Origin of the sequence: Lysobacter sp. Root76, assembly GCF_001428685.1 — a bacterium.
In the GTDB taxonomy this organism is placed as follows: Bacteria; Pseudomonadota; Gammaproteobacteria; order Xanthomonadales; family Xanthomonadaceae; genus Lysobacter.
In genome coordinates, this window is sequence record NZ_LMIK01000001.1 from 206,928 (window position 1) to 228,883 (window position 21,956).

General features: G+C 67.3%; 23 protein-coding genes. 12 read left to right on the top strand and 11 right to left on the bottom strand.

The annotated features are described in order from the left end of the window. Window positions 1–38 precede the first annotated feature (38 nt). The 11 genes from ASE10_RS00755 to ASE10_RS00805 form a co-directional block, all read right to left on the bottom strand. Window positions 39–836 carry a hypothetical protein gene (locus ASE10_RS00755; RefSeq protein WP_055899606.1) on the bottom strand — a complete coding sequence of 266 codons (798 nt, stop codon included), beginning with the start codon at window positions 834–836 and terminating at the stop codon, window positions 39–41. A 68-nt stretch (window positions 837–904) separates the two neighbouring features. Further along, entirely contained in the window at window positions 905–3,355 is a 2,451-nt protein-coding gene (locus ASE10_RS00760; protein ID WP_055899609.1) for a VirB4 family type IV secretion/conjugal transfer ATPase, read from the bottom strand. Window positions 3,356–3,482: 127 nt separating this feature from the next. Continuing rightward, window positions 3,483–3,797, bottom strand: a complete 315-nt coding sequence (locus ASE10_RS00765; RefSeq protein ID WP_082559496.1) for a VirB3 family type IV secretion system protein — start codon at window positions 3,795–3,797, stop codon at window positions 3,483–3,485. Continuing rightward, window positions 3,790–4,161, bottom strand: a complete 372-nt coding sequence (locus ASE10_RS00770) for a TrbC/VirB2 family protein (protein WP_055899616.1) — start codon at window positions 4,159–4,161, stop codon at window positions 3,790–3,792. The genes ASE10_RS00765 and ASE10_RS00770 overlap by 8 nt, the downstream gene beginning before the upstream one ends. 74 nt (window positions 4,162–4,235) lie before the next feature. Beyond that, entirely contained in the window at window positions 4,236–5,066 is an 831-nt protein-coding gene (locus ASE10_RS21350; RefSeq protein WP_082559497.1) for a lytic transglycosylase domain-containing protein, read from the bottom strand. A gap of 175 nt (window positions 5,067–5,241) precedes the next feature. Further along, window positions 5,242–6,279, bottom strand: coding sequence for a P-type DNA transfer ATPase VirB11 (virB11, locus tag ASE10_RS00780; protein ID WP_055899619.1), 1,038 nt, complete (start codon window positions 6,277–6,279; stop codon window positions 5,242–5,244). A 26-nt stretch (window positions 6,280–6,305) separates the two neighbouring features. After that, window positions 6,306–7,559, bottom strand: a complete 1,254-nt coding sequence (locus ASE10_RS00785; RefSeq protein ID WP_055899622.1) for a TrbI/VirB10 family protein — start codon at window positions 7,557–7,559, stop codon at window positions 6,306–6,308. Next, complete coding sequence (locus ASE10_RS00790) at window positions 7,556–8,335, bottom strand: TrbG/VirB9 family P-type conjugative transfer protein (RefSeq protein ID WP_055899625.1); 780 nt, start codon at window positions 8,333–8,335, stop codon at window positions 7,556–7,558. Before ASE10_RS00790 ends, ASE10_RS00785 begins: the two co-directional genes overlap by 4 nt. After that, window positions 8,332–9,345: a type IV secretion system protein gene (locus tag ASE10_RS20885; RefSeq protein WP_082559498.1), complete on the bottom strand. Its 1,014-nt coding sequence runs from the start codon at window positions 9,343–9,345 to the stop codon at window positions 8,332–8,334. Before ASE10_RS20885 ends, ASE10_RS00790 begins: the two co-directional genes overlap by 4 nt. A 95-nt stretch (window positions 9,346–9,440) precedes the next feature. Further along, window positions 9,441–9,914: a hypothetical protein gene (locus ASE10_RS00800; RefSeq protein ID WP_082559499.1), complete on the bottom strand. Its 474-nt coding sequence runs from the start codon at window positions 9,912–9,914 to the stop codon at window positions 9,441–9,443. A 402-nt stretch (window positions 9,915–10,316) separates the two neighbouring features. Beyond that, window positions 10,317–11,465 carry a pyridoxal phosphate-dependent aminotransferase gene (locus tag ASE10_RS00805; RefSeq protein WP_056305537.1) on the bottom strand — a complete coding sequence of 383 codons (1,149 nt, stop codon included), beginning with the start codon at window positions 11,463–11,465 and terminating at the stop codon, window positions 10,317–10,319. Window positions 11,466–11,683: 218 nt separating this feature from the next. Between ASE10_RS00805 and ASE10_RS00810 the strand changes: the two genes are divergently transcribed. From ASE10_RS00810 to ASE10_RS00865, 12 genes are all read left to right on the top strand, one after another. Beyond that, window positions 11,684–12,160: a DUF3293 domain-containing protein gene (locus ASE10_RS00810; RefSeq protein ID WP_055899631.1), complete on the top strand. Its 477-nt coding sequence runs from the start codon at window positions 11,684–11,686 to the stop codon at window positions 12,158–12,160. A gap of 232 nt (window positions 12,161–12,392) precedes the next feature. Then, window positions 12,393–13,037: a heme ABC exporter ATP-binding protein CcmA gene (gene ccmA / locus ASE10_RS00815; RefSeq protein WP_056101536.1), complete on the top strand. Its 645-nt coding sequence runs from the start codon at window positions 12,393–12,395 to the stop codon at window positions 13,035–13,037. Next, window positions 13,034–13,759 carry a heme exporter protein CcmB gene (ccmB, locus tag ASE10_RS00820; RefSeq protein WP_055899637.1) on the top strand — a complete coding sequence of 242 codons (726 nt, stop codon included), beginning with the start codon at window positions 13,034–13,036 and terminating at the stop codon, window positions 13,757–13,759. The genes ccmA and ccmB overlap by 4 nt, the downstream gene beginning before the upstream one ends. A 120-nt stretch (window positions 13,760–13,879) precedes the next feature. Beyond that, a complete protein-coding gene (ccmC, locus tag ASE10_RS00825) occupies window positions 13,880–14,647 on the top strand; it encodes a heme ABC transporter permease CcmC (protein ID WP_055899640.1) in 768 nt (255 codons plus the stop codon). After that, the gene (gene ccmD, locus ASE10_RS00830; RefSeq protein WP_055899643.1) at window positions 14,644–14,817 is read left to right on the top strand and encodes a heme exporter protein CcmD; all 174 of its coding nucleotides are present in this window, start codon (window positions 14,644–14,646) and stop codon (window positions 14,815–14,817) included. The genes ccmC and ccmD overlap by 4 nt, the downstream gene beginning before the upstream one ends. Next, the gene (gene ccmE, locus ASE10_RS00835) at window positions 14,814–15,287 is read left to right on the top strand and encodes a cytochrome c maturation protein CcmE (RefSeq protein WP_056305539.1); all 474 of its coding nucleotides are present in this window, start codon (window positions 14,814–14,816) and stop codon (window positions 15,285–15,287) included. The genes ccmD and ccmE overlap by 4 nt, the downstream gene beginning before the upstream one ends. 145 nt (window positions 15,288–15,432) lie before the next feature. Continuing rightward, a complete protein-coding gene (locus ASE10_RS00840) occupies window positions 15,433–17,475 on the top strand; it encodes a heme lyase CcmF/NrfE family subunit (protein ID WP_082586029.1) in 2,043 nt (680 codons plus the stop codon). Next, window positions 17,472–18,017 carry a DsbE family thiol:disulfide interchange protein gene (locus tag ASE10_RS00845; RefSeq protein ID WP_055899649.1) on the top strand — a complete coding sequence of 182 codons (546 nt, stop codon included), beginning with the start codon at window positions 17,472–17,474 and terminating at the stop codon, window positions 18,015–18,017. The genes ASE10_RS00840 and ASE10_RS00845 overlap by 4 nt, the downstream gene beginning before the upstream one ends. 134 nt (window positions 18,018–18,151) lie before the next feature. Then, window positions 18,152–18,601 (top strand): cytochrome c-type biogenesis protein, encoded by a 450-nt coding sequence (locus ASE10_RS00850; RefSeq protein WP_200944179.1) that lies wholly within the window; start codon window positions 18,152–18,154, stop codon window positions 18,599–18,601. Then, window positions 18,601–19,602, top strand: a complete 1,002-nt coding sequence (locus ASE10_RS00855) for a tetratricopeptide repeat protein (RefSeq protein WP_055900188.1) — start codon at window positions 18,601–18,603, stop codon at window positions 19,600–19,602. Before ASE10_RS00850 ends, ASE10_RS00855 begins: the two co-directional genes overlap by 1 nt. Before the next feature lie 358 nt (window positions 19,603–19,960). Further along, window positions 19,961–21,094: a homoserine O-acetyltransferase gene (locus ASE10_RS00860; RefSeq protein ID WP_055899651.1), complete on the top strand. Its 1,134-nt coding sequence runs from the start codon at window positions 19,961–19,963 to the stop codon at window positions 21,092–21,094. Window positions 21,095–21,164: 70 nt separating this feature from the next. Next, window positions 21,165–21,776, top strand: a complete 612-nt coding sequence (locus ASE10_RS00865) for a cysteine dioxygenase family protein (protein WP_055899654.1) — start codon at window positions 21,165–21,167, stop codon at window positions 21,774–21,776. Window positions 21,777–21,956 lie beyond the last annotated feature (180 nt).

A 21,956-nucleotide genomic window follows, 5' to 3' on the forward strand; every position in this document is an offset into this window, starting at 1 on the left:
GCCGCTCAGGGCCCGCCCGCTCCAGCCGTTCGCCTAAATCAATTGCCGACCTTCAGCGCACCCGCAAGCGCCGCGGTCTTGACCAGCGAACCCAGGATCGTCTGCTGGCCCTTCATGGCCTTGTAGGCGAGCGTGCGCTGATTCTCTTCCATGGTCGCGATATAGACGTCGTAGGTCTGCATCTGGCCCTGCCAGATCTGGAACTTCAGCGCCAGGTCGTTGGAGATTTCGTTGGACGAGCTGTCCACCGCCTGCACATTGCCCTGGTCGTTGCTGGAGTTGCGCCGCGTATTGACCGTCTTGAGCATGTTCTGCATCTGCGGCGCGACGTTCATGACGAACTCGACCGTGTAGTTGTACTTCTCGTTGCGCGCGCGACGGATGTTGACGCAGATTTCCTTCTGCTTGGCGACCCAATCGCCGGCCGGATCCAGGCCGATCATGCTCAGCAGGCCGCTGACGCTGAGGCCGCCGCCGCCGCGGTTGCAGGACTCTTCGACCAGGTAGGTGTTGGCGTTGACCTTGGTCCAGGTCGTGCCGTTGGGCATGGACACCGTGCTGAGCAGGCTCTGCATGTTGATCAGCTGCTGACGCACGTAGTTCAGCTGCTGCATCCAGCGCTGCGCGTTCTGCGCGTATTCGGCCGTGTCGGCGAACTTCTGCGAGTAGGTGTTGATCTGGTTGAGGATGCTCTGGAACAGATTCGGGCCGACCTCGACCACCGGGCCCATGGCGCTGCCGTTGCCGGCGGCCAGCGAGCAGGCCAGTAGTACGCTGGCCAGCGCCAGCTTCTTGGACTTGCGGCCGTTGGCCTGGTTGTTGCGCTTGATGATCATGGCGAAGTTCCTCTTCTGTGGCAGTTAGCGGTACGTCGTACGCGTGCTGCGTGTATCCGTGATGATGTTCAGGCCGTAGCCCGTTCGGGGTTGTTCGGCTTGGCTTTGCCCGAGCCCTTGCGTTTGGCGTAGAACGTAGGCAGCCACTGGTCCGGGCGCAGCTCGTCGACCGGCACGCCCGCACGCTTGGCTTCCTCGTGAAGCACGTTGTGCATGATTTCGATGTTGTCGGTGGACGCCGAGATCACCGCCAGCGAATCGTCCAGGCCGCGCAGGTTGAGCTGGCAGACCGTGGCCGCATGGCCCTGCTTGACCAGGAAGCAACGCGAACGCTCGTCCAGCCCCTTGACCACCTGGTACTCGGAGTCGGTCAGCTTGAGGCCTTCGATGTAGTCCTCGCGGCTGGCGTTCGGGTTGGGCAGCAGGATCAGGGTCGCGGTCTGTTCGATCAGCGACGCCGAGATGTCGCTGGCCAGCGCGTCTTCCGGGCTCTGGGTCGCGAAGATGCCCATGCCGTTCTGCTTACGGATGGTCTTCTGCTTGTTCTTGGCGAATTCCTTGAGGCCGCCGGAACCGTCGAGGATCTTCCAGAACTCGTCCATCACGTAGATCAGCGGACGGCCGTCGATCAGCTCCTCGAGGCGGTGCAGCAGGTAGTTGATCACCGGCACGCGCACTTCGGGGTTGTCGATCACATCGGTGTAGTCGAAGCCGATGATGTTGGCCTTCTCGAGGTTGATCGTGTCGACCGGGTTGTCGAACACCCAGCCCAGCGAATTGCCCGCGGTCCACTTGCGCAGACGCGCGAACAGGCCGTCGTCGCCCATGTTCGGCAGGCTCTTCTGGAAGTTGGTCATGCTGCGCAGGTGCATCGGCGTGTCGAGCATGTTCTCGACCGCGCGGAAGATGTCTTCGTCCTCGCGCGCCGAGTACTGGCTCTTGTTCGCCAGCACCTTGATCAGGTCGGCCAGGAACTGGGTGTTGGCTTCGTTGCGCTCGCACTGGAACGGATTGAAGCCGGTCGGCTGACCGTTCTCCAGCGCCAGGTAGTTGCCGCCGCAGGCGCGCACGAAGATTTCGGCGCCACGGTCCTTGTCGAAGAAGAAGATCGTCGGCGTCGGCTTGAGCTTCTGCACCTGGCTCAACAGGAAGTTGATCAGCGCGGTCTTACCGGTACCGGACTTGCCGATCACCATGGTGTTGGCGATCGCCTTCTCGCCCAGCGAATTCTCGGCCGGATGGGTGGCGTGGAAATTGAAGAAGTACGGCTGGCCGTTGGTGGTCTGCAGCGTGGTGACGCATTCGCCCCAGGGGTTGTTCTCCTTCTTGCCGGTTGCGAAATTGTGCAGCGGCGACAGGCCGAGGAAGTTCAGCGAGCTGACGTTGGCCAGACGGGTGCGGTACTGCCAGTTGCCGGGGAACTGCGCATAGAACGAGGCCGTGACGGCGAGGTCTTCCTTGGCCGAGACGAAGCCGGCGTTGGACAGCTCGGCGCGCGCCATGGCGATGTTCTGGGCCAGCTTTTCCTGGCTCTCGGCGTACAGGCAGATGGTGAAGTGGTATTCGCCGAGCACGAAGTTGCCCGAGGCGAGCTGGTCCATCGCCATGTCGAGCTCGATGATCTGGCTGACCGCCTTGTCGCCCGACGAAATCATCATGCCCTTGGTGCGGTCGAGCACCTTGAGCGCGTCCTGGCGGCCCATCGGACTGAACGAGTGCGTGATCACGTACTCGAAGTCGAGGTACTTCATGCCGTTGAGGATGCCGGGATAGGTCGCGTCGGTGTACTCCTTGACGTTGAGCATCGCACCGAAGTGGTTGACGCCGGTCGGAGTGTTGACGACGAAATCGCCGGTCTTGTTGGAGAACATCAGCCGGCTGACCGGCAGATAGTTCGGAATCGGCGCCGGCAGCACCGGCACCGGTTCGTCGATGCGGTTGAGCAGGTAGCCGAAGAATTCCAGGGCCTCGGAGAACACGACGCCGTTCTTGGCCTCGTACATGCCCAGGCGCATGGGCGCGTAGTCCTTGAGCACGGCCTCGACGTTGCCGGCCAGCTCGAGCACCTTGGCGACCGCCTGGTCCTGCTGCTCCTGCAGCTGGGCGGTGCTGGTGGACTTCTCGACGAAGCGCTTACCGGACACGATCGGCCGGTAGATCATCGTCATGTACAGCTCGTTCTGCATAAGCTTGGCGCCCGACAGCGTGGCGAAATAGCCGTCGGACATTTCCTGATTGAACACCTGGTCGAACTTGCTGCCGCCCTTGACGCGGCGCTTGCGGCGCACGTCGTGGACCCAGAAGGCGACGTTGGTGAAATCCGGCGCACGCAGCGTCTGCAGCATGCGGTTGAAGGTGTTGTGGCGGTGCTCGAGCTCCCACTCCTCGCGTCCGACGAAGGGCAGTCCGCCCAGGTGCCACACCATCATGAAATCGCCGCCCGTGGTCTTGATCACGGTCGGGGAGACATGGGTGGACAGCGGGATGAATTCGCTGATGGGCGTGTCGGGATTCAGCATGTGGGTACGGATTCGGCAACCGGTTTACGGAAAGGCCCTGAACCGCTGCGCCGCCTTGCGGGCGACGACAGCGGCCGGAGCCGACAAACCCATGCGCCATCGCGGCCGGGCCGCGATGGCGCAGAGGTCACTTTTTCAGTCTCGCGTCGGCGGGACCGCGGTACAGGTTCGAGGAAAACACCCACATACCCTGGTGCAGCTGGAGGTTGCGCATCTTCATGCGCAACTTCCAACGCAGTCCGAGCAGGCGGAAGATCATCTCGTCACGTCTCGCCATCTGCCGCATGATGAAAACCACCACCGGCAGCAGCACGAGGAAGAACATGTTGAAGTAGAACGTGAGCATGATGACGCCGCCCGCGCCGATGGCGAAGGGGATGTAAGGCACCCCCATGAACATCGGCGGCCGGGTGCAACCCCGAAACAGCACGTTCTTATGCATAAGCGGACGACAGCACCGTCAGCATCACGCCCGAACCCACGTCTTCCGGAATGATCATCTTGGCCAGCTGGGCGGCAGCGCCGATCACGAAGCCGCCGACCAGGATCGGAGCAACGTCGGAGATGCGCTTGTGGGCGAAGGCGATCTGGTAGCCGGCGATGATGAAGGCGATGGTCACGACCGCGACCGAAGCGATGTTGAGCAGCGTGTTCAGGTTATTGATGAAGCCCTTCACGCGACCGGAAGCGTCGGCGCCGCCGCCCGCCTGGGCGAATGCGATGTCCGGCACCGCGAGCAGGCCGACGAACAGGGTCGCCATGAGGAAGGACGTGAAGATGGTCTTGAGATGCGCGTTGGAGTTCATGGATAGATCCCTCTTTCGATTTGACGACGATTGAATGGCGAAACGACCTGCTGTTTCAGACTACGAGCGGCAAGCTAGAAAACGAATGCCTGGTCCCCCTGGGATTGCTCCGTTGCGGCCGCGGGGGCAGCCGACATCGGTTGAACTTTTACCGGTTGCGGCGCCTGCGCGACCACCGCGCCCATCGCCGCGACGGGCGTGGCGCCGCCGGCTTGGGCTGCAAAGGCCGGCGCGGGCATGGCCGCGACCTGGACCGGATTGGGTGCCATCGGCATCGCCGGCGGCGCGGCCACCGGCATCGAGATGCGGCTGGTGACCTGAACAGGGGCAGGCACCGCGCCGGCGGCCGGCACGCGCTGCGGCCCGGACTGACGGCTGGTGGCGTACAGCGGCATGCGGCTGACCGGCACCGAGCGGCGCGACGGCTTGCTGATCACCGCGATCGCCTGGCCGTCGGACGCGGGCGCGGCCTTGGCGCCCATCGAGGCGTAGACCTTCTGCACGTAGCCGTGGCGGTAGCCGGTAACGAAGTTGCCGGAGTAGTAGCAACTGAAGGACTTGCCCCAGTCGCCGCTGGAGCGGCCGTAGCACTCGGCCAGGATGCGCGAGCCGGCCTGCAGGTTCGGGCAGGCTTCGAAGGCTTTTTCGTAGGAATCCAGGCCGTATTTGGCCAGGTTGTAGCGATTGACCTGGGCCAGGCCGAGCGAGAAGTTGTAGCCCTTGCCCTCGAGCATGCGCACGGTGGCGAGCGCTTCGGGCAGGCTGCGCGGCTGGCGCACGAGGCGGCCGCCGACGACGCCGATGGCGTACGGATTGTAGGAAGACTCCACGCGCACGACGTGGTGCATTACTTCGTGCGGAACCGCCAGGCTCGGGCAGCTCATCAATTCGATACCGGGCAACATCCGTATTTCCCCCTGTGCCGACCTTGGCGTCGACCTAACAAAACCGTTCGAGAACAGCCTGTTATGCGCCTAGTCGACGCCTCAATCATTCATCCAGCGACGAATGATGTCAATAAGCGCCGCCCCACCCTGCCCCGGTGAGGCCGCGCCCCATAATACTGAGACAGACCTCGTGTCACTCGCTCTGCGCCCGTTCCGGGTTGAAATCGATACCCGTAATGTGGCGCTGCCCGGCGTGGGCCTTGATATGGACCACGATATCGATGGTCATCATCAGCAAGCGCTTGATGACCGCGAACTCGAGACCCGAGCCTTCCGCCGAAGCCTTCACCATCAGCGCCAACTGGTCCCAGGTCTGGGTCGTGCTGCCGGCGTGGCAGCTGGTGATCGACCCGGGGTGGCCGGAGGCGCAATTTCGGATGAAGTAAAACGATTCGTCGCCGCGCAACTCCGCCAGGATGATTCGGTCCGGCTTCATGCGCAGACAAGCTTCCATGCAACTCTTTGCAGTTACGTTGCTGGTGCTTTGTCCACCTTTCGAGTAGAGCAAGTGCACTACGTTCGGTTGGGCGATGAAGAGCTCGCGGGCGTCCTCGATCGTCACCAGACGTTCCACGTCGGGAATGTGTCCCACCAGCGACTTCATGAAGGTGGTTTTGCCGCTGCCGGTGGCGCCGGCGACGACGATGTTCTTCTTGTACTGCACGGCCTTCTTGAAGAACTCGGAGTAGTTGCGCGAGGCGCGCAGCTCCAGCAGTTCGCGATCGTGATCGCTCAGGACGTGGGTGCTCTCCAGGATCTGGGCGAAGAAGCCGTCGTCCTGGTACTGCTGCAGGGTCTTGTTGTGCTTGGACGGCAGACGGATCGTGATCGAGACCTTGCCCGCGTCGCAGGCCGGCGGGATCACGAACTGGGCGCGCTGGCCGGTCGGAAAGGTCAACGAGACCACCGGGTCGGCATCGGTGATGCGCTGACCGGTGTTGCTCTCGTTGACCACCGCCGTACAGAACTGCCGCGCCCGCTCGAAGGTGAGCGTCGGCACGTCGATCCGCTTCCAGCCCTCACGGGTTTCCAGGTACAGCTCGCCCGGCTTGTTGATGCAAATTTCGGTGACGTCGGGCGAGCTCATGAAGTCCTGGATGCCCAGCACTTCGTACTGGTAATCCAGGAACCCGCTCGACACCGCCGCGATAGGCGAATCGTCCATACCCATTCAGACCGTCTCCCCGTCCATCATCATCAGCGGATGATGGACGAGAAATCGACGTCCTTGGCCACGTAAACGTTCACAACCGTACCCTGGTTGATGGTCACCGTCGGCGGACGGTTGACGCTCTTGTCCAGGGCCTGGTTGGCCAGACGCTCGACCGAACGCGCGGTGACGCTCTCGTAGGGGCTCTGCACGACCACACCGCCGGCGCCGACCGTGGTCGTCTCCGGGCCATTCTCGGCCGCGGCGTACTTAAACGCGTCGGCGATCAGGCTGATCATCAGCGCCGAGGCGATGCGGCTGCCCCAATGCGCGTTGTAGCTGCCCGGGTGACCGGCGCCGCCGAGGTTGTCGACGCCAGGGCTGGCCATGTTCACGTCGATGCCGGTCGGGGTGGTGATGCGGTCCCAGATCACCGACACGCGCGGGCCGTTGATGCTCTCGCTCTGGTAGCGGCCGGAGATCTTCGAACCCTTCGGCAGCAGCAGGCGACGGCCGTTGATCGAGTAGGTCGGCTCGGTGACGATGCAGGAGGTGAAGCCCGAAACGTCGGTGACGATGCGGGTTTCCATCACGCAGCGGATGTACGTACCGCGCACCAGCAAGGTGTCGGGGTTGTAGATCGGCTTGGCGCTGGCGACCGCCGGCCCTTCGCGCTGCTGGCCCTGCGCCGGCATCTGCCCGTTCGGGCCCGGCATCATGCCCATCATCTGCTTGGCGTACTCGTCCGGCGGCGTCATGCCCGCGGTTGCAGCCTGGCCCGCGTTCATCGAGCCCTGGGTGCCGTCGGCGCTATTCATCATCCGGCGCTCCATCAGCGTCGGACCGCGCGGACCGGTGTCTTCGACCACCATCTGCGGGGCATCGCCCTGCTGGGAAGGCGGCATCTCCGGCGCCAACGGCACCGGCGGCAGATCGGCGACGGGTTCCGGCGGCAGCGGCGGCGCGACATCGGCGGCGGCCTTGGGCAGCTCGGGGATGTTGACCACCTCTTCCTCGACCTTGGGCTTCTCGTCGTCGCCGGAGGTCGCGTGGCTGAACATCCAGACCGCGGCGAAGACCAGCAGCAGCACGATGCCGCCCAGGAACAGCAGCGCCTTGCGATTGAGCTTCTGCACGTCGCTGGATTTCAGCAGCGGCGCGCCGGCGTCCAGGTCGGGCGCCTGCTGGGCGTTCGACTGCTGGCCGTAATAGGGATTGGCACCGTAGCTCTGCTGATCCTGCTGAGCGCCAGTGTTGTCGTCGGGATGGCCCGGCTGGTTGGGCGGCATGTTATGGCTCATTTCTGCTTGTTCCTGCGCAGACCGACGACGTTCTTGCCGTGACGGATGATCAAGTAGGGATAGGTGCCGTGCACAACGATGGTGTTGTCCTCGACCGTGGTGTTGACCACGAAGTCCTCGCCGCCCTCGCGTTCGCGCGCGAACACCGCCGGGAAGTTGCCGGTCGGCAGATCCTTGAGGCCGCTCATCTTGATGTAGGTGAACTGGCCGTCGTCGTAGACGTTGACCGGGATCAGCCACGCCTTCTTCTTGGCGCTACGGGACGAGAACTGGTAATCGAAGTGATAGACCCGGCTCTTGTCCAGCGCGGTGCTGATCTCCGGGACCGGCTCGGCGACTTCCTTGCCCTTGGCCGCCGCGAACTCGGTGTCCTTCGGGTACACGAACTTGATCTTGTACTGCACGCCGGCCTGCTTGGCCTGCTCCAGCACGCGCCAGTCGGTGGCCACAACCTTCAGCTCCAGGATGTAGGAGTGGGTCGCGGTGCGGATCATCATGTTGGTGTCGACGTCGACGTTCTTCGGCTTCAGATAGAAGACGTTGTCGCGCCGGCTCAGATCCCAGCCGGCACTGAAGCCGGTGCTGTAATCGAGGATGACCTCGTTCGGATCCAGTTCGATCTGCGTGGTGATGCCCAGACCGGTGCGCACCTGGTAGATGCGGGTGGGTTCGTATTCGTATTCCTGGACCACTTGGGCCGCAGCGGGTAACGCCGAGCCGGCGAGCGCCAGAAACAACAGGGCGGCGGCGAGGCGATGTTTACGCAGGCAATTCATCGGGTGCTGACTCCATTCGCATTACCGGTCGGTGCGGGTGCGGCCGGCGGCGTCGCCGGATTGACGGTGTTGGGGGCGGCGCCGGGCTGGCCGGGAACGCCGGGCTGCGGGGCGACGCCGGGTTGCGGCGCCACTCCGGGCTGACCGGGCTGACCCGGGAAACCGGGTTGCGGCGGCACGCCGGGCTGACCCTGGATCAAGTTCGGATCGACCGGCTGGCCGGGCGTGCCCGGTGCAGGTCCGGTGGTCGGGCCGGTCGGGTATTCGCTGCTGATGGGCGGCGCGGCGGCGTAGTCGTTGTCGACGCGATAACCGATGACCTGGAAGCCGAGCGGATTCAGGACGCGGTTGTTCTCGTCCATCTTCAGGTTCGACTTGTACAGGAACTCGATCGTGGCGATCTTGCTGTCCAGCGGATCCGAGGAACCGCTTTCCTTGTTGAACAGACTGCGCTGGAAGCGAACGGTCGCGGTCTTGGTCTTTTCGTCGGTGTTGGACGGACCGTGCAGCTGGATGCTGAGGATCTTCACGCGCACGGTCTTGGTCTTGCCGAACAGCGTGATCGGGTTGTTGCGATTGGTGCTGTCGTACAGGGCCTTGTAGCCGCTGGTGACCTGCGGGGTGGCCATCGCGAACACCGTCGACCAGTCGCGCTCGCCGATCTGCGAGAAGTCGTAGGACTCGCGCGCCATGATGAAGTGCGAGATGTTGCTCTTGTTGAGCGCCTCGCTGGCGACGATGCTCGGGTTCTCGAAGTCGTTGCGCAGGCGGGCGATGGTGGCGGTACCGGTGTAGGCGTCGGCCATCACCAGGTACGGCACCTTCTCCTTCAGCGGCAGGAAATAGAAATAGCCGCCGGCCAGGATCAGGGCCATCAGGATCGCCGCCCAGGCCACCATCCACGCGCGCTTTTCGCTGCGGCGTGCGATGTCGGCGATGGTGACTTCGTAGTTCACGGCCTTGCCGACCGCGTTCTCCACTTGGGGAGTGACTGCTTTCTTTCCGAACATCTAGGCTGCATCCAGTACGAGCATGGAAAGTGCGCCGCGTGCCGCGCGTCGGGACCCGAAGGCCTCGGCAGCGCGGCGCGACGACGTGCGCGTGTTTACGGCGCGACCCCGGCCACGTGCGTCGCCTCGGCCTGGGCGGCCTGGGACGACGGCGCGGTTTCGCCCGACATCGACACGGGCGCCGAGCTCGACGCCGGCGTCGCGGCGCGAACCACGATCTGGCCGTTTTCGACGGTCACCGAGACGCCCTGAGCGGCGTAAGCCGAACTCAGCTGGGCGACCGCGTCCTGGACGCTGGTGGTGTGGATCTCGGCCACGCCCTGGTGCAGGGTGAAATCGGATGGATGCAGGTAGGACAGCGGCATCTGCGAGTCCGACGACCAGCGCTCGAGCATCGTCTTCAACGTGCCGTCCATCGGCGACGGATAGTAGACGTAGGTCTTTTGCAGCGGGATTTCGTTCGGAACTTCGGCGAAGTGGTTGACCGGCTTCCAGCGACCGCCGAAATCCGGTGCCGGACGCGATGCGCACCCGGCCAATGCGACGGCCAACAACGCCGCGACCCACAAACGATGACTGGTTGCAGTAGAGATACTCACGCTTTCCCCAATAGTCTTGAATTGACGCGCGCACCGATCTGAGACGGAGGCGGACGCTGCCGGGCTCGCCGGTGCGCTCGCGCCACCATGGTCTAGATCAGTGAAATTGAGATGACCGGACGAGGCTCGGTCGGTAGGCGGTACCGGGCGCCGTCTCCCCGACGGCGCGGACCGCGCGTGCTCCTGCCCCATCGGACGGCGGCGATGCCGCACCCGATGAACGACAAGAGAAAATCGTTCTGTCCATGAACTCCCCCCTTACAGCGCGATCACAATGTCTGACGAGCCTGTTGCGACGCTCGTCACTGAAGGTTAGCCCGAAGTGCAAGCGATGAGCAAGGGGGGAACGTATGGTGCACTTGAAAATTGCGTTTACAGCGTGCGAAGTCGCTCGATGGCGGCATCCAAAGTCGTTTCGTTCTTGGCGAAACAAAGCCGGACCAGGCGTTGCTGTCCCGGTGCGGACTCGTAGAACGGCGACAATGGGATCGTCGTCACACCTTTCTCGGTCGTCAGCCAGCGACTGAAGGCGACATCGTCGAGATCGCTGATCGCCGAATAGTCGACCAGTTGGAAGTAGCCGCCGGCCACCGGCAGCGGCTGCAGGCGCGTTTGGGATAGTTGCGCGCGAAACCGATCGCGCTTGGCCTCGTAGAAGGCGCCGAGCTGTTCGTAATGTTCGGGCTCGGCCTCGATCATCTCCGCGAACGCCCACTGCGCCGGAGCGAAGCTGCAGAAGCTGTTGTATTGGTGGACCTTGCGGAATTCGGCCGAGAGCGCCGGCGGCGCGATGCAGTAGCCGATCTTCCAGCCGGTGCAGTGATAGGTCTTGCCGAAGCTGGAGACCACGAACGCGCGTTCGCGCAGCTCGGGATAACGCAGCACGGACTCGTGGCGCACGCCGTCGAAGACGATGTGCTCGTAGACCTCGTCCGACAGCAGATAGATGCCGGTCCCGCGCAGCAGCGCGCTCAGCTGGGCGATGTCGTCGGGCGTGAACATCGCGCCGGACGGGTTGTGCGGCGAGTTGATCATCAGCATCCGGGTCCTGGGCGTGACCGCGGCGCGGACCCGATCCCAATCCACCGCGAACGTGCGCGGGTCCAGCGGCACATGCACGGCACGGCCGCCGGCCAGATCGATCGCCGGTTCGTAGCTGTCGTAGCAGGGATCGAGCACGATCACTTCCTCGCCCGGCCGGACCACGGCGTGGACCGCGTCGAAGATCGCCTCGCTGGCGCCGGAGACCACGGTGACTTCGCTGTCGGCATCGGGAAGGTGGCCGTAGCAGCGCTCGGTCTTGGCCGCGATCGCCTGGCGCAAGGCCGGGATGCCGGTCATCGGCGCGTACTGGTTCTTGCCTTCGCGCATCGCCCGCGCCAGCGAATCGACCAGGCGCGCGGGCACCTCGAAATCGGGGAAGCCCTGGCCCAGGTTGACCGCGCCGTGCTCGGCGGCGAGCTGCGACATCACGGTGAAGATGGTCGTGCCGACCTTGGGCAGCTTGGTGTCTGGAGTCATCGATCTGAGGCGTGGCATGGGGGACGCCGAGTGTACGGAATCGCCGCGTCACCATATAAGGACGGCGGCCATGACGATGCGGAACCGGCTCATGCGGCCGCGCCATGGCGCCGATCGAGCGCGCACCGCCCCGACTGCACGAGGGATGCCGGCCCGGCCCCGCCGCCGTCCGTCGGCGCTCGTTTGCGCGCCCGCGCCGGCCGCACCAGACTGGGGCTATGCGCGAAATCCAGATCGTCGATGCCGCCGAGCTGGCCGCCCTGTACGCCGCGGCCGCGTATGCCGTGGTGATCGACGGCGACGCGATCGGCCTGCGCGTGGGCGCTCCCGCGCCGGACCTGGAGGCATATCTGCCGGCCGAGGGCTATGTCCTGGTCAGCGCCTGGAACCCGGCCTCCGAACCGCGCTCGGATGCGGCCAACGAGGCCGCCGACGCGGCCCTGGTGGCGCGCCTGGACGCCGCCGGCATCGCTCGCCAGTCGGCCTGGGCCAGCGCCCCGGACGGGCAGTGGCGCGAGCCGGGCTGGTTGCTGACCGGGATCGACCAGGCCACCGCCGACCGCCTGGCCGCCGATTTCGGCCAGGCCGCGGTGCTGGCCTGGGGCCGCGGCCAGCCGGTACGGCTGCGCATGCTGCTGCCCCACCCGAACGGCGCCGCGACCGCGCCGCATACCGAATGGGCCGGCGCCCTGTAGCCGCCCGAGTGCGGGTCTGGCTGGCGATTGCCATGGATACGCGCGAACCGGTCCGGCCATGGGTTCGTTCGGCTGCCGCGGGCCCGGCGCAGATTCGGACTCGCTCCCACGCGCCGAACACTCCAATGCTCAGCACGCGGGCAAACCCTCCGGGGCCGCAAACCTCTGAACTTTGTTCGCGGGTTCCTTAAACTAGCCGGCTACGCGGCCCACCGCCGCCCTCGCCCGACCGATGACCCCACTCGACCGCCCCGCCCCTGCGCTGCTGGAAGCCCGCGGCCTGCGTTTCGCGCGCAACGACGAAGCCGTGTTCGGGCCCTTGGATTTTTCCGTGGACGCCGGCGAAGCGCTGCTGGTCCAGGGCGGCAACGGCGCCGGCAAGACCACCCTGTTGCGGGTGCTGGCCGGCCTGCTGCGCGCCGACGGCGGCGAGATCGACATCGACGGCGAACGCGCGCGCGCCGCGCGCCGGGCCCGCGCGATCGCCTACCTGGGCCACCTGCCCGGGCTCAAGGCCGACCTCAGCGCGCTGGAAAACCTCAACTTCCTCAGCGGCCTGCAGGGCCGGCGCCGCGCCCAGCTGCCGGAGAACGCGCTCGCCATCGTCGGCCTGGCCGGCTACGAGGACGCGCTGGCGCGCCAGCTTTCGGCCGGACAGAAGAAGCGCCTGTCGCTGGCGCGGCTGTGGATGTCGCCGGCGCCGCTGTGGCTGTTGGACGAGCCCTACGCCAACCTCGACCTGGACGGCATCGAGCTGGTCAACCGCATGGTCCAGGCGCACCTGCGCGACGGCGGCGCGGCCCTGGTCACCACCCACGGCGCCTACGCGGCGCCGCCGGTGCGCACCCGCATGCTCGTACTCGAGAAGCCGGAATGACCCCGAACCCGACCGTCCGCGCGCAGCGCCCCGGCAGCGCCGCCCTGCCCGGCCTGGCCGGCGCCGCCCGCGCCCTGCTCGCCCGCGACCTGCGTCTGCTCTGGCGCCGCCGCGGCGACGCCCTGCAGCCGGCGATGTTCGCCCTGCTGGTGGTGGTGCTGTTCGCCCTGGCCCTGGGCGGCGAAGCCCGCGAACTGTCCAAGGTGGCCGGCGCGGTGCTGTGGCTGGCGGTGCTGCTGGCCGGCCTGCTGGCCCTGGACACCCTGTTCCGCGGCGACGCCGAAGACGGCTCGCTCGAACAGTGGATGCTGGCGCCGGTGCCGCTGGGCTGGCTGGTCGCGGTGCGCACTTTCATGCACTGGGCCACCACCGCGCTGCCGCTGCTGATCGCGACCCCGTTCCTGGCCGAACTGCTGCACCTGCCGCGCGCGCAGTTGCCGGTGCTGCTGGCCTCGCTGGCGCTGGGCACGCCTTTGCTGAGTCTGCTCGGTGCGGTGGTCGCCGCGCTGACGGTCGGGATGCGGCGCTCTGGTATCCTTGTGGCCTTGTTGGCGCTGCCGCTGTACGTGCCCGTGCTGGTGTTCGGCGCCGGCAGCGTGGCCGCCTCGGCCCAGGGACTGGATGCCACCGGCGGGCTGCTGATGCTCGGCGCCGGCCTGGTGGTGGCGCTGGTGCTGGCACCGCTGGCCGCCGCCGCCGCGATCCGGATCGCCCTGAACTGACCGCCTACCCGCGCGGCCGGTCCGGAACCCGAACCCGGTCGCGACGAACCGATCACCGCCCGCGCGGTCCAACCGCCGCGCTCCCAACACGCCCGTCGCCGGGACGGACCGAATAGCTGCATGAATCCACTCGTCCGCTGGTTCCACCAACTCGGCTCGCCGCCCACCTTCGACCGCTTCGCCGCGCGTTGGGCGCCGTGGGGCTACCTCGCCGGTCTGCTGGTCATGGCCTGGGGCCTGTACGGGGCGCTGTTCGTGGTCCCGGCCGACTACCAGCAGGGCGACAGCTTCCGCATCCTCTACATCCACGTGCCCAGCGCCTGGATGAGCATGGCGGTGTTCGCGCTGATGGCGGTCTACGCCGCGATCGCGCTGATCTGGCGGATCAAACTGTGCGAGATCCTGGCCATGGCCTGCGCCCCGATCGGCGCCGGCTTCACCCTGATCACCCTGGTCACCGGTTCGATCTGGGGCAAGCCGATGTGGGGCACCTGGTGGGACTGGGACCCGCGCCTGACCAGCGAGCTGATCCTGCTGTTCCTCTACCTGGGCGTGATCGGCCTGTACAACGCCATCGACGACCGTCGCGCCGCCGCGCGCGCGGCCGGCCTGCTGGCGATCGTCGGCGTGGTGCTGCTGCCGGTGATCCGCTACTCGGTGGAATGGTGGAACTCGCTGCACCAGGGCCAGACCATCCGCCTGATGGGCGAATCGAGCATGGACGCGAGCATGATCGCGCCGCTGATCTGGATGATCGTCGGCACCAAGCTGTGGTTCATCGGCGCGCTGCTGACCCGCGCGCGCGCCGACAACCTGCGCCGCGAATCGGGCAAGGCCTGGGTCGCGCAACTGGCCGGCGCGCCGGCCGGCGAGGGCCCGCGCCGGTGAACTATCTCAACTACGTCATCGCCGCCTATGCGGTGTTCGCCATCGTGCTGGTCTGGGACTTCGTCGCCAGCCGCCTGCAGATCCGCCGCGAGCTGCGCAATGCGCGCGCCCGCGCGGCGCGCCAGGCGGTCCAGACCGCGCGCAGCCAAACGAGTGAATTGAGCCGATGAATCCGATCCGTCGCCGCCGTCTGCTGTGGGTGCTGGCCCTGGTCGCCGCCTCCGGCATCGCCATGACCCTGGTGGCCATGGCGCTGCAGCGCAACGTCGCCTATCTGTACACGCCCAGCGAAGTGCTGCGCGGCGAAGCCGGCGAGCACGCGCGCTTCCGCCTCGGCGGCATGGTCGCGGCCAATTCCTTCAAACGCGATTCCGGTTCGCTGGAAGCGCAGTTCCGCGTCACCGACGGCGATGCCGAGATGCCGGTGGTCTACACCGGCATCCTGCCCGACCTATTCCGCGAGAAGCAGGCCGTGGTCGCCACCGGACGCATGCAGGACGGCCGCTTCGTGGCCGAGGAAATCCTGGCCAAGCACGACGAGACCTACATGCCCAAGGAAGTCGCCGACAAGATGGGCACGGCGCACAAGAAGCACGACGTGCCGGCGCCGGGCGCGCCCGCGGCGGCGGAAGCGCGCTGAGTGGCGGCATCCCGCAACCGCGCCGTAGTCGTCGCCCGCTCCGCTTTCGTCGTCGCCGCACGCGGCGCGGCCGCGCAGGCGCGCGCGAACCGTCGCCACACCGAGCGCCGCCACGGGCGCGCACGCATCGAGCAGGAATCCCCGCATGCTGCCTGAACTCGGCCAGATCGCCCTGATCCTGGCGCTGCTGATCTCCGCCCTGCAGGCGCTGCTGCCGATGCTGGGCGCGCAGCGCGGCATCGATGCGTGGATGGCGCTGGCGCGTCCGGCCGCCTACGCGCAGCTGGCCCTGGTCGCCGGCGCGTTCGCGATCCTGACCCACGCCTTCGTGGTCCAGGACTTCTCGCTGAAGTACGTCGCCGAGAACAGCAATTCGCTGCTGCCGGAGGGCTACCGCTATTCGGCGGTGTGGGGCGCGCACGAAGGCTCGCTGCTGCTGTGGGCGCTGGTGCTGGCGCTGTGGACCGGCGCGGTCGCGCGCTTCTCGCGCGCGCTGCCCGCGCAGGTGATCGCGCGCGTGCTCGGCGTGATGGGCGTGGTCAGCGTCGGCTTCCTGTCGTTCCTGATCTTCACCAGCAACCCGTTCGCGCGCCTGCTGCCGGCGGTGGCCGAAGGCCGCGACCTCAACCCCTTGCTGCAGGACCCGGGCCTGATCATCCATCCGCCGATGCTCTACATCGGTTACGTCGGTTTCGCGGTGCCGTTCGCGTTCGCGATCGCGGCCCTGCTCGACGGCAAGGTCGACGCGCGCTGGCTGCGCTGGACGCGGCCGTGGACCAACATTGCCTGGGCTTTCCTGACCCTGGGCATCGCGCTGGGATCGTGGTGGGCGTACTACGAACTGGGCTGGGGCGGCTGGTGGTTCTGGGATCCGGTCGAGAACGCCAGCTTCATGCCCTGGCTGGCCGGCGCGGCGCTGCTGCATTCGCAGGCGGTGACCGAAAAACGCGGCAGCTTCCGCGGCTGGACCCTGCTGCTGGCGATCGCGACCTTCTCGCTGTCGCTGCTGGGCACCTTCCTGGTCCGCTCCGGCGTGCTCACCAGCGTGCACGCCTTCGCCGCCGACCCCTCGCGCGGCCTGTTCGTGCTGATCTTCCTGGGTATCGTGATCGGCGGCTCGCTGCTGCTGTACGCATTGCGCGCGCCGTCCGACGAGCCGGGCAAACCTGATTCCGGCAAGCCCTTCCAGGCCAGCTCGCGCGAAACCCTGCTGCTGGCCAACAACCTGCTGCTGACGACCGCCTGCGCGATGGTCCTGCTGGGCACGCTGTATCCACTGCTGGCCGATGCGCTGGAACTGGGCAAGCTCTCGGTCGGCCCGCCCTACTTCGCCTTGATGTTCGTGCTGCTGATGACCCCCATGGTGCTGCTGCTGCCGTTCGGGCCGCTGTTCCGCTGGCAGCGCGAACAGCTCTCGCGCCCGGCGGCGATGCTGCTGCCCTGGGCCGGCCTGGCCATCGGCGCGGCGATCGGCGCCTACTTCATGGCCCCGCAGGGCGCATGGAAGGTCGCGGCCGGCGTCGGCGGCGCGGTCTGGATCGCGGCCGGCACGCTGCGCTTCGTGTGGACGCGCCTGCGCGGCGACGGCACCCGCTACACCGCCGAGATGCTCGGCATGACCCTGGCCCACGCCGGCGTCGCGGTGTTCCTGATCGGCGCCCTGCTCACCGAAGGCCTGAGCCAGCAGCGCGAACTCGCGCTGAAGCCGGGCCAGACGGTCGAACTGGGCCGCCACGCGTTCCGTTTCGACGGCGTCGCCCATCGTGCCGGCCCGAACTTCGAAGCCGACCGCGGCACCGTGACCGTGTTCGAAAACGATCGCCTGCTGACCGTGATGCATCCGGAAAAGCGCGCCTACGCCAGCGGCGGCCAGGTCATGACCGAAGCCGCGATCGACCCTGGCCTGGGCCGCGACCTCTACGTCGCCCTGGGCGAACCTTTGGGCGACGGCGCCTGGGCGATGCGCGTGCACGTCAAGCCGTTCGTGCGCTGGATCTGGGCCGGCGCGTTGATGATGATGCTGGGCGGCTTCGTCGCCGCAGCCGATCGGCGCTTCCGGCCCAAGCGGGCCGATGAAACCGCCGCCGCGCCGGCAACGAACGGGCCCGAACCCATCCTCGCCCACAGCCGCAGCGCACTGGCCGACGGCCGCCGCGACAACGCCATCGAAGGAGGCGACCCCGCATGAACAAGAGCCGCTGGTTGCCGCTGGCCGCGTTCGCCGTACTCGCCGTGCTGCTCGCCGCCGGCGTGTGGTTGAGCCGCAATCCCAACCGCGAAGCCCTGCCCTCGCCGCTGATCGGCAAGCCGGCACCGGAATTTTCGCTGCCGGTGCTGCACGAAGCCGGCCGCCTGATGCGTTCCGACCAGCTGCGCGGTTCGCCCTACCTGCTCAACGTCTGGGGCAGCTGGTGCCCGGCCTGCCGCGACGAACATCCGGTGCTGACCCGCTTCGCCGAAACCAAGCGCGTGCGCGTGATCGGTTTCAACTGGAAGGACGAGCACGCCGACGCGCTGCGCTGGCTGGAGCAATACGGCAACCCCTACTGGATGGTCCTGACCGACTACGACGGCAAGGTCGCGATCGACTGGGGCATCTACGGCGCACCGGAAACTTTCCTGGTCGACGCCAAGGGCGTGGTGCGCTGGAAGCACGTCGGCCCGATGAGCGAGGCGACCATCCGCGACGAACTGCTGCCGGTGCTGGCGGAAGTCGAGAAGACGCGATGAAACGCGAATCCACTCGGCCCGCCTTTTGCGAAAGGGGGAACGGCCGCGCCGGTGGACCTCAGGTAGCCGCCGCTGGTTTCCCTCTTTTGCAGAAAAAGGATCGAGGGGGAATCGCTCTGCGTTCGCTGCGCGCCCTGGCCCTGACTTTCCTGCTGAGCCTGGCCGCCGCCGCGCCGCTCGCCGCCCAGCCCGCCAGCGACCCCGCGCCGCTGCGATTCAGCGACGCCGGCGAAGAAACCCGCTTCCACGCCCTGGTCGCCGAGCTGCGCTGCGTGATGTGCCAGAACCAGTCGCTGGCCGAATCCAACGCCCAGATCGCCCACGACCTGCGCCGCGAAGTGCTGCAGCTGATGCGCCAAGGCAAGGACGATCGCGAGATCAAGGACTTCCTGGTCGCGCGCTACGGCGAGTTCGTGCTCTACCGTCCGCAGGTCGAATCCAAGACCTGGCTGCTGTGGTTCGGTCCGGCCCTGGTGCTGCTGGCCGGCGGCGCGATGGTGGCCGGCATCGTGCGCAACCGCGCCAAGGCCGCGTCCGCCGAACGCGCGCCGGATCCGCGCGACGACGACAACGAGGAATGGTGATGACCGTGTTCGTACTGGCCAGCGTCGCGCTGGCCCTGCTGGCGCTCGGCTACGTGCTGCGCCCGCTGTGGCGGGCCAAGCCGCTGGCCGCGGCCGGCGTGCTCGCCAGCCTGGTCCTGGTCGCCGGCCTGACCTACGCCCTGATCGGCACGCCCGACGCGCTGGACCCGGCGCGCCGCGATCCGCCCGCGACCGCCGAAGACGCGATCGCCCAGCTCGAAGCCCAGCTCCAGCGCGAGCCCAACCGCGTCGACGGCTGGCGCCTGCTCGCCCGCGCCTACCTCGACGCAGGCCGGCTCCCCAAGGCGCGCGAGGCGATGGCGCGCGCGCTCAAGCTCGCCCCCGACGAACCCGATCTGCTGGTGGAAAGCGCGGAGTTCCGCGTGCTGTCCGCGCCAGGCCGCAAGTTCGACGCCGAAGCGATCGCGCTGCTGCGGCGCGCGCTCGAGATCCAGCCCATGCACCAGCGCGGGCGCTGGTTCCTCGGCATTTCCCAACGCCAGGCCGAGCAACCGGCCGAAGCCGCGCGCACCTGGGAGCCGCTGCTGGCCCTGGTCGACGCGCGCACCGCTGTCAGTCTGCGCGAACAGATCGACGCCGCACGCAAGGACGCCGGCCTGCCGCCGCTGCCCGCGCCGGCCGCGACCGCAGCCGCCGGCGGCCTCAAGGTCCGCGTGACGCTCGCGCCCGCGCTGGCCGCCAAGCTGCCTGCCGACGCCAGCCTGTTCGTGCTCGCGCGTCAGCCCAATGGCCCGCCGATGCCGGTCGCGGTGGAGAAACTCGCGGCCCGCGACTTCCCGCTCGAAGTCGTGCTCGACGACGGCGACAGTCCGATGCCGACCATGAAGCTCTCGCAGCTGGAACAGGTCGCGGTGCTCGCCCGCGTCTCCGCCTCCGGCCAGGCCATCGCCCAGCCCGGCGACCTCGCCTCGACGCCGCAGACCGTGCGCACCGACCGCAAGGACACCGTCGAAATCACCATCGACCAGATCGTCGAATAAGCCTGCCCATAGCCCCTCTCCCGCGAGCGGGAGAGGGGTTGGGGTGAGGGCCTCCAGCGCAAGCGCAGCGCACCCCATCGCCACGCAACCCCCTTCGGCGCAACGACGCACGAACAACCGCTAAAGCCCGTAGCCCCTCTCCCGCGAGCGGGAGAGGGGTTGGGGTGAGGGCCGGCGCAAGCGAGCAACTACGCTCGCATCGCCGCCCGCCTTGCCACAACCTGCCAATCGCTTCCCGTTATCTCTTCATCGCCCCCGCGCCTAACCCCCACGCCGTCCGCACAGGCAAAATGATCCCCCCAAGCGCCGACGCCGCTCCCAGCGCGCCGCGCCCGCAACCAGGAAGGCAGCACCCGGCATGACCGAATTCATCCCGCCCGGCACCCGTTATTTCGCCCTGCCCGACGGCTTCCCGATGAAGCGCGGCGGCCGCCTCGACGGCGCCCGCGTCGCTTACGAAACCTGGGGCGAACTCAACGCCGCGCGCGACAACGCCATCCTGATCGTCACCGGCCTCTCGCCCGACGCCCATGCCGCCGCCAACGCCGGCAACCCGGAACCGGGCTGGTGGGAGGCCATGCTCGGCCCCGGCAAGCCGATCGACAGCGACCGCTGGTTCGTGATCTGCGTGAACTCGCTGGGCAGCTGCAAAGGCTCGACCGGCCCGGCTTCGATCCATCCGGCCACGCGCGAGCCCTACCGCCTCGACTTCCCCGAACTCTCGGTCGAAGACGGCGCCGACGCCGCCGCCGTGGTCGTGCGCGGCCTGGGCATCGAGCGCCTGGCCTGCGTGATCGGCAATTCCATGGGCGGCATGACCGCGCTGGCCCTGCTGATCCGCCATCCCGGCATCGCCCGCAGCCACATCAACATCTCCGGCGCCGCGCGCGCACTGCCGTTCTCGATCGCGATCCGCTCGCTGCAGCGCGAAGCGATCCGGCTCGACCCGCACTGGTACCAGGGCCGCTACGACGAGCGCAGCTACCCCGAGGCCGGCATGCGCATGGCGCGCAAGCTCGGCGTGATCACCTACCGCTCGGCGCTGGAATGGGACGGCCGCTTCGGCCGCGTGCGCCTGGACTCCGACCGCGCCGACGACGAACCCTTCGGCCTGGAATTCGAAGTCGAGAGCTACCTCGAAGGCCACGCCCGCCGCTTCGTGCGCCGCTTCGACCCCAACTGCTACCTCTACCTCAGCCGCTCGATGGACTGGTTCGACCTGGGCGACTACGCGCGCGGCGCCGACGACGCCGGCCCGGCCGACACCCGTGCCGGCCTGGCCAAGATCCAGGTCGAGAAAGCCCTGGCGATCGGCGTGCGCACCGACATCCTGTTCCCGCTGCAGCAGCAAGAGGAAATCGCCGAGGGCCTGCGTGCCGGCGGCGCCGACGCCCGCTTCCTGCCGCTGGAGTCGCCGCAGGGCCATGACGCCTTCCTGGTCGATATCGGCCGCTTCGGGCCCGCCGTGGCGGGCTTTCTCGCCGAGCTGTGATATCGCGCGCCCCGCGTTCGCGCCAGCCGGACGACGTGCCGGCGGCCGCCCATGCCGCTAGAATGGTTATATGGACATAACGCAACGTCATCAGAACGACCCGCTGCCGGATCTGGACTTCCCGGGCCACGACAAGCTGATTGCCGCGATCGACAAGGCGGTCCATGCCGGCGACGAACACGCCGTGACCGCGGCGCTGCGCAATACCTTGTGCTGCCTGATCCGCGACCGCGACGTGCACCTGCCCGACTGCGTCTTCGACCCGATCGACGACCACTACGCCCGCCGCGAGATCTACCGCAGCCCCGAACTGGGCTACAGCGTGGTCGCCATGACCTGGGGCCCGGGCCAGGGCACCCCGATGCACGACCACTGCGGCCTGTGGTGCGTGGAAGGCGTCTGGGACGGCGAGCTGGAGATCACCCAGTACGAACTGCTGGAGCGCAACGGCGACCACTTCCGCTTCCGTGCCGCCGGCGGCATGCACGCCGGCCCCGGCAGCGCCGGCAGCCTGATCCCGCCGCACGAGTACCACACCATCCGCAACGCCAGCGGCGAGAACGTCGCCGTCTCGCTGCACATCTACAAGGCGCCGATGGAAGCCTGCTCGATGTTCGTCCCGCGCGAAGGCGAATGGTTCACCCGCGTCGACAAAGCGCTGAAGACCGACGAAGCCGCCTGAGCCGCAGTTACCGCTTCGGTTCGGCTTTGGGTAGGAGCGGCATAAGCCGCGACCCGAAGCCCCGATATTCCTGCGCAGCCACCGCACCGCCCGGCTTCTGCCTTGGGGGTAGGAGCGACGTAAGTCGCGACCCGAACCTCCGACGCGCCAGCGCAGTCGCAACTCACCTCGCCCCTGCCC

Bases quoted from the DNA above. Each gene is read 5' to 3' on its own strand.
- ASE10_RS00755 (WP_055899606.1), bottom strand. From the start codon at position 836: ATGATCATCAAGCGCAACAACCAGGCCAACGGCCGCAAGTCCAAGAAG.
- ASE10_RS00760 (WP_055899609.1), bottom strand. From the start codon at position 3,355: ATGCTGAATCCCGACACGCCCATCAGCGAATTCATCCCGCTGTCCACC.
- ASE10_RS00765 (WP_082559496.1), bottom strand. From the start codon at position 3,797: ATGCATAAGAACGTGCTGTTTCGGGGTTGCACCCGGCCGCCGATGTTC.
- ASE10_RS00770 (WP_055899616.1), bottom strand. From the start codon at position 4,161: ATGAACTCCAACGCGCATCTCAAGACCATCTTCACGTCCTTCCTCATG.
- ASE10_RS21350 (WP_082559497.1), bottom strand. From the start codon at position 5,066: ATGTTGCCCGGTATCGAATTGATGAGCTGCCCGAGCCTGGCGGTTCCG.
- virB11 (WP_055899619.1), bottom strand. From the start codon at position 6,279: ATGGGTATGGACGATTCGCCTATCGCGGCGGTGTCGAGCGGGTTCCTG.
- ASE10_RS00785 (WP_055899622.1), bottom strand. From the start codon at position 7,559: ATGAGCCATAACATGCCGCCCAACCAGCCGGGCCATCCCGACGACAAC.
- ASE10_RS00790 (WP_055899625.1), bottom strand. From the start codon at position 8,335: ATGAATTGCCTGCGTAAACATCGCCTCGCCGCCGCCCTGTTGTTTCTG.
- ASE10_RS20885 (WP_082559498.1), bottom strand. From the start codon at position 9,345: ATGTTCGGAAAGAAAGCAGTCACTCCCCAAGTGGAGAACGCGGTCGGC.
- ASE10_RS00805 (WP_056305537.1), bottom strand. From the start codon at position 11,465: ATGACTCCAGACACCAAGCTGCCCAAGGTCGGCACGACCATCTTCACC.
- ASE10_RS00810 (WP_055899631.1), top strand. From the start codon at position 11,684: ATGCGCGAAATCCAGATCGTCGATGCCGCCGAGCTGGCCGCCCTGTAC.
- ccmA (WP_056101536.1), top strand. From the start codon at position 12,393: ATGACCCCACTCGACCGCCCCGCCCCTGCGCTGCTGGAAGCCCGCGGC.
- ccmB (WP_055899637.1), top strand. From the start codon at position 13,034: ATGACCCCGAACCCGACCGTCCGCGCGCAGCGCCCCGGCAGCGCCGCC.
- ccmC (WP_055899640.1), top strand. From the start codon at position 13,880: ATGAATCCACTCGTCCGCTGGTTCCACCAACTCGGCTCGCCGCCCACC.
- ccmE (WP_056305539.1), top strand. From the start codon at position 14,814: ATGAATCCGATCCGTCGCCGCCGTCTGCTGTGGGTGCTGGCCCTGGTC.
- ASE10_RS00840 (WP_082586029.1), top strand. From the start codon at position 15,433: ATGCTGCCTGAACTCGGCCAGATCGCCCTGATCCTGGCGCTGCTGATC.
- ASE10_RS00845 (WP_055899649.1), top strand. From the start codon at position 17,472: ATGAACAAGAGCCGCTGGTTGCCGCTGGCCGCGTTCGCCGTACTCGCC.
- ASE10_RS00855 (WP_055900188.1), top strand. From the start codon at position 18,601: ATGACCGTGTTCGTACTGGCCAGCGTCGCGCTGGCCCTGCTGGCGCTC.
- ASE10_RS00860 (WP_055899651.1), top strand. From the start codon at position 19,961: ATGACCGAATTCATCCCGCCCGGCACCCGTTATTTCGCCCTGCCCGAC.
- ASE10_RS00865 (WP_055899654.1), top strand. From the start codon at position 21,165: ATGGACATAACGCAACGTCATCAGAACGACCCGCTGCCGGATCTGGAC.